The organism is Bacillus sp. D386 (assembly GCF_006346415.1).
Genome location: NZ_VEMV01000001.1, coordinates 399,693 through 411,364, shown reverse-complemented (window position 1 = coordinate 411,364; position 11,672 = coordinate 399,693). Strand labels below are relative to the sequence as shown.

Annotated in this window: 13 protein-coding genes; 12 read left to right on the top strand and 1 reads right to left on the bottom strand. The window is 38.9% G+C overall.

Going from position 1 to position 11,672, the window contains the following annotated elements; translation table 11 throughout:
* Positions 1-2 precede the first annotated feature (2 nt).
* From rsmB to spoVM, 8 genes are all read left to right on the top strand, one after another.
* Positions 3-1,349, top strand: coding sequence for a 16S rRNA (cytosine(967)-C(5))-methyltransferase RsmB (rsmB, locus tag FHY45_RS01975; protein ID WP_139891271.1), 1,347 nt, complete (start codon positions 3-5; stop codon positions 1,347-1,349).
* 3 nt (positions 1,350-1,352) lie between these two features.
* On the top strand, positions 1,353-2,438 hold the full coding sequence (rlmN, locus tag FHY45_RS01970) for a dual-specificity RNA methyltransferase RlmN (RefSeq protein WP_066100590.1): 1,086 nt from the start codon (positions 1,353-1,355) through the stop codon (positions 2,436-2,438).
* Between the two features lie 4 nt (positions 2,439-2,442).
* Positions 2,443-3,195 (top strand): Stp1/IreP family PP2C-type Ser/Thr phosphatase, encoded by a 753-nt coding sequence (locus FHY45_RS01965; protein ID WP_066100586.1) that lies wholly within the window; start codon positions 2,443-2,445, stop codon positions 3,193-3,195.
* Positions 3,196-3,200: 5 nt separating this feature from the next.
* Positions 3,201-5,237, top strand: coding sequence for a Stk1 family PASTA domain-containing Ser/Thr kinase (gene pknB / locus FHY45_RS01960; RefSeq protein ID WP_066100585.1), 2,037 nt, complete (start codon positions 3,201-3,203; stop codon positions 5,235-5,237).
* Positions 5,238-5,255: 18 nt separating this feature from the next.
* The gene (rsgA, locus tag FHY45_RS01955; protein WP_139891270.1) at positions 5,256-6,137 is read left to right on the top strand and encodes a ribosome small subunit-dependent GTPase A; all 882 of its coding nucleotides are present in this window, start codon (positions 5,256-5,258) and stop codon (positions 6,135-6,137) included.
* A gap of 2 nt (positions 6,138-6,139) precedes the next feature.
* Positions 6,140-6,787 carry a ribulose-phosphate 3-epimerase gene (gene rpe, locus FHY45_RS01950; protein WP_139891269.1) on the top strand — a complete coding sequence of 216 codons (648 nt, stop codon included), beginning with the start codon at positions 6,140-6,142 and terminating at the stop codon, positions 6,785-6,787.
* 248 nt (positions 6,788-7,035) lie between these two features.
* Complete coding sequence (locus tag FHY45_RS01945; protein ID WP_139891268.1) at positions 7,036-7,680, top strand: thiamine diphosphokinase; 645 nt, start codon at positions 7,036-7,038, stop codon at positions 7,678-7,680.
* A gap of 73 nt (positions 7,681-7,753) precedes the next feature.
* On the top strand, positions 7,754-7,834 hold the full coding sequence (spoVM, locus tag FHY45_RS01940) for a stage V sporulation protein SpoVM (protein ID WP_049671465.1): 81 nt from the start codon (positions 7,754-7,756) through the stop codon (positions 7,832-7,834).
* A 212-nt stretch (positions 7,835-8,046) separates the two neighbouring features.
* Here the strand turns inward: spoVM and rpmB are convergent, their stop codons facing one another.
* Positions 8,047-8,235, bottom strand: coding sequence for a 50S ribosomal protein L28 (gene rpmB / locus FHY45_RS01935; protein ID WP_066100570.1), 189 nt, complete (start codon positions 8,233-8,235; stop codon positions 8,047-8,049).
* A 244-nt stretch (positions 8,236-8,479) separates the two neighbouring features.
* Between rpmB and FHY45_RS01930 the strand changes: the two genes are divergently transcribed.
* The 4 genes from FHY45_RS01930 to FHY45_RS01915 all read left to right on the top strand — a co-directional run bounded on the left by FHY45_RS01930 (position 8,480) and on the right by FHY45_RS01915 (position 11,672).
* Positions 8,480-8,842: an Asp23/Gls24 family envelope stress response protein gene (locus tag FHY45_RS01930; RefSeq protein WP_066100567.1), complete on the top strand. Its 363-nt coding sequence runs from the start codon at positions 8,480-8,482 to the stop codon at positions 8,840-8,842.
* A gap of 18 nt (positions 8,843-8,860) precedes the next feature.
* Complete coding sequence (locus tag FHY45_RS01925; protein ID WP_066100564.1) at positions 8,861-10,537, top strand: DAK2 domain-containing protein; 1,677 nt, start codon at positions 8,861-8,863, stop codon at positions 10,535-10,537.
* Positions 10,538-10,632: 95 nt separating this feature from the next.
* On the top strand, positions 10,633-11,295 hold the full coding sequence (gene sdaAB, locus FHY45_RS01920; protein WP_066100561.1) for an L-serine ammonia-lyase, iron-sulfur-dependent subunit beta: 663 nt from the start codon (positions 10,633-10,635) through the stop codon (positions 11,293-11,295).
* 32 nt (positions 11,296-11,327) lie between these two features.
* Positions 11,328-11,672 carry a hypothetical protein gene (locus tag FHY45_RS01915; protein ID WP_139891267.1) on the top strand — a complete coding sequence of 115 codons (345 nt, stop codon included), beginning with the start codon at positions 11,328-11,330 and terminating at the stop codon, positions 11,670-11,672.

The following is an 11,672-nucleotide window of genomic DNA, read 5'->3' as shown; positions in this document are numbered from 1 at the left end:
GAATGCCACAAAAAAAGAATGTAAGAGAAGTTGCGCTTGATATTCTGGTGTCTGTCGAAAAAAGCCAGGCATACAGTAATCTATCATTAAACCATGCCATAAAAGAAAATGAACTCTCCCCACAGGATGTAGGGTTGTTGACCGAGCTGACGTATGGAACGATACAACGGAAAATGACATTGGAATACTATGTTAAACCGTTTATCAAAAACCCTAAAAAGCTTCAATCCTGGGTGTTATTGCTCATTGAAATGACAGTTTTTCAAATGTTTTATCTTGATCGGGTTCCTGATCGGGCTGCTATCCATGAAGCAGTGGAAATTGCAAAAAAACGCGGCCATCGCGGAATTGCCTCATTGGTTAATGGTGTACTGAGGTCTATCCAACGTGAAGGAGTTCCATCATTGGATGACATAAAAGATCCCCTGGAAAAAATCTCAGTCTCAACAAGCCATCCATTATGGCTTGTAAGAAAGTGGGCAGAGGGATTTGGAGTGGCTAAAACCAAGGAAATGTGTGAGGAGAACTTGCACGCTCCTGTTCAAACCGGCAGAGTAAACCTGACGAAAATCAGCAGGGAAGAATTGATGGAAAAGCTGAAAAGCGAAGGATACATGGTTGAACCAAGTCTTTTAATAGAAGAAGGAATTCGCTGCCTCAAAGGTAATATGGCTTTGTCAGCAAGCTTTAAAGAAGGGCTTTTTAGTATTCAGGATGAGAGCTCCATGCTTGTGGCTTATGCTTTAGCACCGAAAGAAAATGATACGATTCTTGATAGCTGTGCGGCTCCAGGCGGGAAAACCATGCATATGGCAGAAAAGATGAACGATACCGGGCAAATTTACGCACTTGACCTTCATGCACATAAAACTAAATTAATTGATATGCAGGCAAAACGTCTTGGTTTATCGAATATTGTAACCAAACAAATGGATGCCAGAAAAACTCAAGAATTTTTTGAAACAGAGATGTTTGATAAAGTCCTTGTGGATGCTCCTTGTTCAGGACTAGGAGTGTTAAAGCGTAAACCGGATGCCAAGTATACAAAAAGCGAGAACGATTTGAGCGCGCTTGCGAAAATTCAATTTGATATTTTACATCAAGTATCCCAATTGGTAAAAAAAGGCGGTACAATAGTTTATAGTACTTGTACTGTTGGCAATGATGAAAATAATGATGTGATTGATGCGTTTATACAGGCGCATCCTGAGTTTGAAAAGGATCTTACCCTAAAGGAAAGAATGCCGGAACCGGTAAGACCTTATATAATGGATAATAGTTTGCAAGTACTACCTCAATATTTTGGAAGCGACGGATTTTTTATTGCTTCTATTCGAAAGAAGGCATAAGGAATGGAACAAACAACAGCTAAGGAAGTAAAGAAACAGGAGCAACTCCCATCTATATATTCCTTACAATTAGATCAACTGAAAGAATGGCTTGAAGAAAACGGAGAAAAAGCATTCCGGGCAACACAAATTTTTGAATGGTTATATGAAAAAAGGGTTTCTACTTATGAAGATATGACGAACCTTTCCAAAAATTTACGTACAAAATTGGAAGAATCATTTACATTAACCACTTTAAATACACTAATCAAGCAAACATCAAAAGACGGCACGATTAAATTCTTATTTGAATTGAAGGATGGTTATTCAATCGAGACCGTATTAATGCGCCATGATTATGGAAACTCAGTCTGTGTAACCACACAGGTTGGCTGCAGAATAGGCTGTACATTCTGTGCATCCACTCTGGGCGGGTTAAAGCGAAATCTTGAAGCAGGTGAAATTGTTGCACAGGTTGTAAAAGTGCAGCAGGCCCTTGATGAAACTAATGAGCGTGTTAGTTCCGTAGTAATCATGGGTATCGGGGAACCATTCGATAACTATGATAATATGATGGGATTCTTACGAATCATTAACCATGATAAAGGGTTAAATATCGGAGCGCGTCATATAACGGTTTCAACTAGCGGAATCATTCCTAAAATATATAAATTTGCAGATGAAAAATTACAAATTAATTTTGCGATTTCCCTGCATGCGCCAAACACTGAGCTTCGCAGTAAGCTTATGCCTATTAACAGAGCCTACAAGCTTCCGCAGTTAATGGAAGCTGTTAAGTATTATGTTGAAAAAACGGGCAGAAGGATTACATTTGAATATGGTCTCTTTGGTGGTGAAAATGACCAAGTAGAGCATGCGCTTGAACTTGCGGCACTTATCAAGGATATAAAATGCCATGTGAATTTAATACCGGTCAACTATGTTCCAGAACGGGATTATGTCCGGACACCAAGAGAGCAAATCGATCTGTTTGAAAAAACATTGAAGGATCAAGGCGTTAATGTTACTACGAGAAGAGAGCAAGGGCATGATATTGATGCGGCTTGCGGACAACTAAGAGCAAAAGAGAGGAAAGAAGAGACGAGGTGATGGGATGAAGGCAGTTTTTAGGACAGACCGGGGCAAGGTGAGAATCCATAATGAGGATCAGGGCGGTATATTTTACAAGGAAAATTCTCAAATGGTTTTTGCTGTCATTGCCGATGGAATGGGTGGTCACAAAGCTGGTGATGTAGCAAGTGAAATGGCTGTTTCCAAACTAAAAGAAGCATGGGAAACCGAGTTGCAGTCTGATTCACCAAGTTCAATCGAATTGTTTTTGGAGGAGCAGGTTAAAAGGGTTAACCATGAAATTTTTGAGCACTCCATGGCACACGAGGAATGTGAAGGAATGGGGACAACAATAGTTGGCGTAGTTTGTACAGACAAATCAGCCACCATTGTGAATGTTGGAGATTCGAGATGTTATCTGCTGAATGATAGTGGGTTTAAACAAGTAACTGAAGACCATTCCCTGGTTAATGAGCTTGTCCGTTCCGGTCAAATATCTAAAGAAGACGCCGCACATCATCCTAGAAAAAATGTCATCCTTCGCGCTCTTGGAACAGAAAATAGTGTGGATGTAGATATTAAAACAATCAGTTTTGAGGAAGGGGACCGTCTGTTATTATGCTCAGACGGCCTCTCTGATAAACTATCTGAAACTGAAATAGAAACCATTATTACAGGCAATGATTCTTTAGACCATATTGCAGATACATTTATTCAAAAAGCTAATGAAAACGGAGGAGAAGATAATATAACTCTAGTAATCCTTCTGCACAGCTTTGAAAGTGAAAGAGGGTGAGTTATATGTTGACCGGCAAACGAATTAGCGATAGATATAAAATCCTCCGTATGATTGGCGGAGGCGGTATGGCTAATGTTTATCTGGCAAGAGATATGATTCTTGATCGTGATGTAGCATTAAAAATTCTTCGTATGGACTTTTCCAACGATGAGGAATTTATCAGGCGCTTTCATAGGGAGGCACAATCAGCCACAAGCCTGACTCACCCAAACATTGTTAGTATTTATGATGTTGGAGAAGAAGGCGATATATATTATATTGTGATGGAATTTGTCGATGGTATGACCTTAAAGCAATATATCCAAGCCTATTCGCCAATTCCGGTTGAGAAAGCCTTGGATATTATGAAACAAATTACATCAGCGGTCACACATGCCCATCAGAACCATATTGTACATAGAGACATTAAGCCGCATAATGTATTAATTGATCATGACGGCAATGTGAAAATCACTGACTTTGGGATTGCAATGGCTCTTAGTGCAACGTCCATAACTCAAACGAACTCTGTTCTTGGGTCGGTTCATTATTTGTCTCCTGAACAAGCAAGAGGCGGTATGGCGAATAAAAAGTCCGATATCTATTCTTTGGGGATAGTGATGTTTGAATTACTTACAGGCCGATTGCCTTTTTCCGGTGAGTCTGCTGTTTCGATTGCCCTGAAGCATCTGCAATCAGAGACACCGTCTCCAAGACGATGGAATCCAGCTATACCTCAAAGTGTGGAAAATATTATCCTAAAGGCAACCGCAAAGGATTCATTTCACCGATATTCGAGTGTGGAGGAAATGGAACAAGACATAGAAACGGCCTTGAATCCAGACAGATTAAATGAAAGCAAATTTATCATCCCAAGTGATGATGACGCGACAAAAGCGATTCCGATTATTACAAACGATGAAATGTTTGGAAATCATGATGAGACGAAAATCCTGACTCTGGACGAAGATACCGTGATGATGGAACCAGCGGAACAATCAAGCGGTAAAAAGGGATTGTTAAAAAACAAAAAGCAAAAACAAAAGCAAAAGAAAGATAAAACAAAAAAGCAAAAGCAACAGCCTAAGAAAAAGAAAAAATGGCCTAAAATAATTGGGGTTATTTTAGCCAGTCTAATTTTGATTGCTGTTCTGGCTGTCTTGTTTTTGCCGGGAATGCTCGCAGCAAAGGATGTTAAAGTACCTGATGTAAGGGATGAACAATTGGAAAACGCTCTGTCGACTCTAATTGAGCAAGGTTTTGAAATCGGTGAGACGGTTGAAAAGCCTGATGAAGAAATCGCCGCGGGAAATGTTATAAACACTGATCCTGAAGCAGGTGATACCGTTAAGGAAGGTTCAGTTATTAATGTATTTTTCAGCAGTGGCAAAGAGCAGGTAGAAGTTCTCGATTATGAGGATCGGAATTATGAAGATATTAAATCACTCATTGAGGGTTTCGGATTCAAAGATATTGAGATAGAGCGGGTAAATGATGATTCAGAAGTAGGGACTGTACTTGAACAGGATCCTAGGCAAGGGGATGAGGTCATCCCATCGGAAACCATTTTGAAATTAACGCTAAGCAGCGGCCCAGCCAAAATCACCCTGAAAGATTTAACGGATTACAACCAGAGAGCACTGGATGATTATGAGGCTGATACCGGGTTAAAGATTACAATCGCAAAAGAGGAGTACAGTTCGAAAATTAAAGAGGGACAAGTCATTTCCCAGGAACCGGCTGCCGGCACTGCTGTTGAGATTGGGTCGGAAGTCAAAGTAACAGTTTCAAAAGGAGAAGAAGAAATTCCTCCTAAGGTTATGAGTAAAGAGGTTACCATAACGTATGATGAAGAATTAGCCGGTGTGCCACAAACCGTGACCATCCTAATTGAGGACTTAAATAACAATATGACAGAACCTGTTGAAACGTTTGAAATGACTTCAACTGTCAAAAAAACGTTGCAATTTACTATCCCGCATGATGGAAAAGCAGGGTATAAGATTATAAAGGATAACAGTGTTTATGATGAGGGCGTTATTAGTTATTCGGATAGTTAACTTTGAAGGAGGGAATATATGCCTGAAGGAAAAATTATTAAAGCACTGAGCGGCTTTTATTATGTAGCGGATGAAGGTCAAATCATTCAATGCAGAGGCCGAGGTGTTTTCAGAAAACAAAAGGTAACTCCGCTTGTTGGAGATACAGTTATTTATCAAGCGGAAAATCCAACAGATGGATATATAATGGAAATTAAAGAACGCCAAAATGAATTGGTACGTCCTCCTATTTCAAATGTGGATCAAGCGATTCTCGTATTTTCCGCTGCAGAACCGGATTTCAGTACGAGTTTATTGGATCGATTTTTAGTTTTGGTTGAATCGAAGAATATTGCTCCAATTATTTGTATCAGTAAAATGGATTTACTGGAACCTGAAGATGAAAAAAGGATTCATGAATATGCCGATCAGTACAGGGCAATTGGCTATGATGTTATATTAACGTCTTCCTTGGAAGAAGCAGGAGTATCAGAGTTAATGCCTTTCTTGAGGGGGAAAATCTCAGTATTTGCAGGACAATCCGGAGTAGGCAAGTCTTCTTTGTTGAATGTGCTTGATCCTTCTCTTAATTTGAAAACTAATATCATTTCCTCCCATTTGGGCAGGGGGAAGCATACAACAAGACATGTGGAGCTTATTGACCTTGGTGATGGGTTATTAGCTGACACACCTGGTTTTAGTTCGCTTGAATTTACTGAAATTGAAGCAGAGGAGCTGCCAGGCTGTTTCCCTGAAATCAGGGAAAGAAGCTCAGAATGCAAATTTAGAGGCTGCTTGCATGTAAAAGAGCCAAAATGTGCTGTAAAGCATGGTGTTGAAATTGGGGAAATCCAGAAATATAGATACGAGCATTATTTGCAGTTTCTGGAGGAAATAAAAGATAGAAAGCCGAGGTATTAACGATGGTTAAAATTGCTCCATCCATATTATCAGCTGATTTTTCGAAATTGGGAGAGGAAATACGGGATGTAGAAAGAGGGGGAGCAGATTGGATTCATATCGATGTTATGGATGGTCATTTTGTTCCTAATATAACGATTGGTCCACTTATTGTTGATTCTGTACGCCCCATCACTAAATTAACGCTTGATGTTCATCTCATGATTGAAAATCCTGACCAATATATTGAAGCATTTGCAAAGGCCGGTGCTGACTATATAACAGTTCATGCGGAAGCCTGTACACACTTGCATCGTACGATCCAATTAATTAAATCCTATGGGGTTAAGGCAGGGGTAGTATTAAATCCAGGGACGTCACCTGCCGTTTTGGAATATATTTTGGATGATCTTGATATGGTCCTCTTAATGTCGGTCAATCCTGGCTTTGGTGGACAAGCCTTTATTCCAAGTGTCCTTGATAAAATCGAGCAGGTGGATAAAATGATCAAAGAAAAAGGCTTGTCTATCGAAATTGAGATTGATGGCGGTGTAAATGAGGAAACTGCCAAGTTGTGCATTGAAAAAGGTGCAACAGTTCTTGTGGCAGGTTCGGCTATATATAATAAGGATGATAGAAAGAAAGCAATCGCTGCCATTCGTGGGGAATAATTTTGTGTGAGTTTTTTCCTTGTTATAAATTCAGTTAGAAGAGCAGTTTATGTGGTCTATAAATGATTCTAAGTCTATTAGCCAGATCATTGTAAGTATAAAAGAAGTGAGCAGGATTTGTATACCAGGGGGAAACCGATCTGGTATCTGAATTAGTAAAGAATCATATAATAAAAAAGTAAAGGGTTGTCCATTCGCTAAAAGAGGATAACCCTTTTTTTGTGAAAATAAGTAAAGGAGCTGACTTTATGGAAATAAATATCGTCGCAGGCGGTCCTGATATATATATTCCGGATTTAAGGAAGTTAAATAGCAAAGAGATGATTTGGGTTGGTGTTGATCGGGGCTCGCTACAAATTTTAGAGGCGGGTATTCATCTACATAGTGTGTTTGGTGATTTCGATTCAATCTCTAAGGATGAGCTCAACCGTGTACGAGAGCACAGTGAACACTTTTATGAGTATCCTCCTGAAAAAGATGCTACCGACCTGGAATTAGCTCTTGAATGGGCTTATAAGCAAGTGCCGGACAGAATCACGATTTATGGGGCAACGGGCGGCAGAATGGACCATACATTGGCCAATATCATGATGCTTGCAGATGAGAAGCATATGAAAGAAGGAATTCCTACAAGAATAGTGGATCGTAACAATGAGATCAGACTTTTTAAACCTGGTTCCTATGTATTGGATGAGACTGAGTTTAAATACATATCGTTTATACCAATAACAGAAGAAATAGAGGGAATCACCCTTGTAAACTTTAAATATCCATTATCAAATGTCACTCTTTACCGTGGCCGGACATTATCGGTTAGCAATGAATTAAATTTTAAAACTGGTACTTTTTCGTTTTTGAAAGGCATATTATTGGTGGTAAGAAGCAGAGATTGATTTATGTGTTGGAATTTTTACTATATAAATGAAAATGTATAATGAGAACCGGGCAGAGCTAAGGAGGGACACAATGAAATTTTATACAATTAAATTGCCCCGCTTTTTGGGAGGAATCGTCAAGGCGATGTTGGGAGCTTTTAAGAAAGGATAATTAAATATATGGCACCCTGTAAAAGGGTGTTTTTCTTATGTTTAATTTAATTCTTTATAAAATTTCTTGTCTTAGGCTAAGTCCTGGAAATTATAAAAATTTTCCTTCGGTGGTTTTATTTTCATAAAAATATTCAAGAACACAAGACTAAACAGGGGTTATGATGGGAAAAATAAACAAGCATCCTTTAAAAGGATGCTTGTTTTCGTTTATTATACGCGTTCAACTTTACCAGATTTTAACGCTCTTGTAGAAACGTATACTCTTTTCGGTTTTCCGTTAACAAGAATACGAACTTTTTGAACGTTAGCTTTCCATGTACGTTTGTTAGCGTTCATGGCATGAGAACGATGGTTTCCGGAAGTTGTTTTTCTGCCGGTAATAACACATTTGCGTGACATAGCCCAATTCCCTCCTTACTGCCTATATTAATCATTTCTTTTTTAGTCGGTCTCTTCAAAAGATACTTTAATAATTTAACATACCTATCGCTATAATGCAATACAATTGAAAGGGTCTTTCAAGAAAAAAACCTTGACATACTATTTTATCTTTGATTAATTGGAAAAGGATAAAGGCTTTCCATTCAAAAGTGATTATAGTAAAATGGATTCTAGCTATGGTTACTATAAAGGGGGAACAAACATGTCCATTGAAATGAGTACAAAATACGGACAAATAGATATTTCTAATGATGTATTAGCAATCATTGCTGGTGGAGCAGCCGTAGATTGTTACGGGATCGTCGGTATGGCTTCAAAACATCAGATTAAAGACGGAATCAGTGAGATACTGCGTAAAGAGAACTTTTCCAAAGGAGTCGTAGTCAGACAGGTTGAAGATGAATTACATATTGATATGTATATCATTGTAAGCTACGGAACAAAAATTTCCGAAATAGCTCATAATGTTCAATCTAAGGTTAAATATACATTAAGCCAAACTGTTGGACTTTCGGTAGAATCCGTTAATATCTTTGTTCAAGGGGTTCGTGTTACGAATCCGTAATTTAAGGAGGAAATTTGAGTGGCTATAACATCTATTGACGGCAAAAGATTCGCCGAAATGGTCATACAGGGTGCGAACAGGCTGTCTGCCAACGCTAAATTAGTTGATTCATTAAACGTATTTCCTGTGCCTGATGGTGATACAGGAACAAATATGAATCTTTCCATGACATCAGGTGCTAAAGAAGTGAAAAATAATGTACAGGACCATATTGGTAAGGTTGGTTCTTCTTTAGCTAAAGGATTGTTGATGGGAGCGCGTGGAAACTCAGGCGTTATTTTATCCCAATTATTCAGGGGATTTGCAAAAAATATTGAGCCAAAAGCGACCATTGATGGTAAAGAATTTGCTTTGGCATTTGAAGCTGGTGTAGAAACTGCCTACAAAGCGGTTATGAAACCTGTTGAAGGAACGATCCTGACGGTTGCTAGAGAAGCATCAAAAGCAGGCCTTGCAGCTTCTGAAACGGAAACAAATATCATTGCAATTATGGAAGCTATTTTGAAAGAAGCTAAAGCTTCATTAAAACGTACTCCAGATTTATTGCCAGTGCTTAAAGAAGTAGGCGTAGTAGATAGTGGTGGTCAGGGATTAGTTTTCGTTTATGAAGGATTTCTGGCTGAATTAAAAGGTGAAAAGCTTGCTGAAACACCTGAATCCATGCCTAAGATGGATGAGCTTGTAAAAGCAGAGCATCATATCAATGTTCAGGGACATATGAAAACAGAAGATATCGAATTTGGATATTGCACAGAGTTCATGGTCCGTTTTGAACCTGAAAAGATTGCTGAGAATCCTTTCAATGAAGAGCAGTTCAGAAATGACTTGAGCCAGTACGGTGATTCCCTGCTTGTCATTGCAGATGATGATATCGTAAAAGTCCATGTTCATGCAGAAAATCCTGGGAACTGTTTAAATTACGCTCAACAATACGGCAGCTTGATTAAAATCAAAATCGAGAATATGCGTGAACAGCATTCAACGATTTTAAATGAAACTGCGAATGACTTACGAGAAACTGCACCTGTAAAAACAGAGAAGAAAGATTTTGGTGTAGTAGCGATTGCTATGGGCGAAGGAATTGCTGATTTGTTCAGAAGCATCGGTGCAGATGTGGTGATTGAAGGCGGACAAACTATGAACCCTTCAACTGAAGATATCGTAAAAGCAATTGAATCTGTTAATGCAGATCATGTATACATCCTTCCAAATAATAAAAATATTATTATGGCAGCTGAACAGGCTTCCGATGTAATGGAAAAGGCTGTTACAGTGATTCCAAGTAAGACGATACCTCAAGGGTTAACTGCCTTGTTGTCCTTTAATCCTGCTGCTTCAGCAAGCGAGAATGAAGGTATAATGAAAGACGCGCTGGAGAGTGTTATAACAGGACAAGTTACGTTTGCGGTACGTGACACAAACATTGAAGGTCTTGAAATCGAGAAAAACGACTATATGGGCCTAATTGATGGTAAGATAAAAGTGAAAAACAAGGATAGAGTGGAAGCGGCTAAACAGGTGCTTGAAAACATTCTGGATGATGCTGAAATCTTAACGATTCTTTATGGTGAAGAGAGCTCACAGGATGAAGTGGACCGTCTAGTTCAATACTGTGCGGATAGCTACCCAGAAGTAGAAGTTGAAGTGCATAACGGAAAACAGCCGTTGTACTCCTATATTTTTGCTGCTGAATAAAAAGCATATATAAATCATCACATTAATAGAAGGGGGATACCCCTTCTATTTCAGTATGTAAAGATTTTTTTGATTTTACTGGGAGAGGATAAGAAATGAAATATAAAAGTGGATTTGATATAATCGGCCCAATAATGGTTGGTCCTTCCAGTTCTCATACGGCTGGGGCTGCACGAATAGGACGGGTGGCGAGAAGCCTGTTTAATAGAAAGCCTAAATGGGCGATTATTTCATTTTATGGTTCATTTGCCAAAACGTACAAGGGACATGGAACCGATGTCGCCATTGTGGCTGGGTTATTAGATTTCGATACTTCGGATACACGTCTTATTCAATCTCTTGACATAGCAAAAGAGCAGAACATAGAAATCACATTTGTAGAAGAAGATGCTGTAACTGATCATCCAAATACAGCCAGAATTAGAATGGGCGATGATACCGGAGAAATGGAATTAGTCGGCATTTCGATAGGCGGTGGAAAAATAGAAATACTTGAACTGAATGGGTTTGAATTACGTTTATCAGGCCATCACCCGGCCATTTTAGTTGTACACGACGATCGTTTCGGAGCTATAGCAAGTGTTTCTAATGTCCTAGCCAAGCATGAAATTAATATTGGTCATATGGAAGTATCGCGAAAAGATGTAGGAAAAATGGCTCTAATGACAATTGAGGTCGATCAAAATATCGGTGATGATATAGTAGAGGAAATTTCATTGCTGAATCATGTGACACAAGTTACAAAAGTTTCAGATTAAAAGCAGACTACCCTTTATTAGGAGGTTACTGTATGTTTCGCCATGTTGCCGAATTAGTTAAACTTGCTGAAAATAAAGGTGAGAAGATATTTGACATGATTCAGCAGGGAATGAAGTGCATCGTCATATCAAAGGAAACACTTATCAGGCAGATGAATCAAATTCTAGCCGTTTTGGAACAAGCTATCGAAAGAGGATGGGATGACATTCGTTCTCATATACGGTTTAGCATCCTCTGTGATGAAAGAATTAAAGCAATGGTTAACATCATACAAATGTTGCCGATATCATTGCATGAAACAGCTCAAGGTGGATTAGCTGCTACACCAACGGGCAAAGAAATAAATGAAAAATACTTAGGATTTCAAAGGATATAA

Excerpts from the sequence above, each read along its gene's own strand:
- rsmB (WP_139891271.1), top strand. The coding sequence starts at position 3 with ATGCCACAAAAAAAGAATGTAAGAGAAGTTGCGCTTGATATTCTGGTG.
- rlmN (WP_066100590.1), top strand. The coding sequence starts at position 1,353 with ATGGAACAAACAACAGCTAAGGAAGTAAAGAAACAGGAGCAACTCCCA.
- FHY45_RS01965 (WP_066100586.1), top strand. The coding sequence starts at position 2,443 with ATGAAGGCAGTTTTTAGGACAGACCGGGGCAAGGTGAGAATCCATAAT.
- pknB (WP_066100585.1), top strand. The coding sequence starts at position 3,201 with ATGTTGACCGGCAAACGAATTAGCGATAGATATAAAATCCTCCGTATG.
- rsgA (WP_139891270.1), top strand. The coding sequence starts at position 5,256 with ATGCCTGAAGGAAAAATTATTAAAGCACTGAGCGGCTTTTATTATGTA.
- rpe (WP_139891269.1), top strand. The coding sequence starts at position 6,140 with ATGGTTAAAATTGCTCCATCCATATTATCAGCTGATTTTTCGAAATTG.
- FHY45_RS01945 (WP_139891268.1), top strand. The coding sequence starts at position 7,036 with ATGGAAATAAATATCGTCGCAGGCGGTCCTGATATATATATTCCGGAT.
- spoVM (WP_049671465.1), top strand. The coding sequence starts at position 7,754 with ATGAAATTTTATACAATTAAATTGCCCCGCTTTTTGGGAGGAATCGTC.
- rpmB (WP_066100570.1), bottom strand. The coding sequence starts at position 8,235 with ATGTCACGCAAATGTGTTATTACCGGCAGAAAAACAACTTCCGGAAAC.
- FHY45_RS01930 (WP_066100567.1), top strand. The coding sequence starts at position 8,480 with ATGTCCATTGAAATGAGTACAAAATACGGACAAATAGATATTTCTAAT.
- sdaAB (WP_066100561.1), top strand. The coding sequence starts at position 10,633 with ATGAAATATAAAAGTGGATTTGATATAATCGGCCCAATAATGGTTGGT.
- FHY45_RS01915 (WP_139891267.1), top strand. The coding sequence starts at position 11,328 with ATGTTTCGCCATGTTGCCGAATTAGTTAAACTTGCTGAAAATAAAGGT.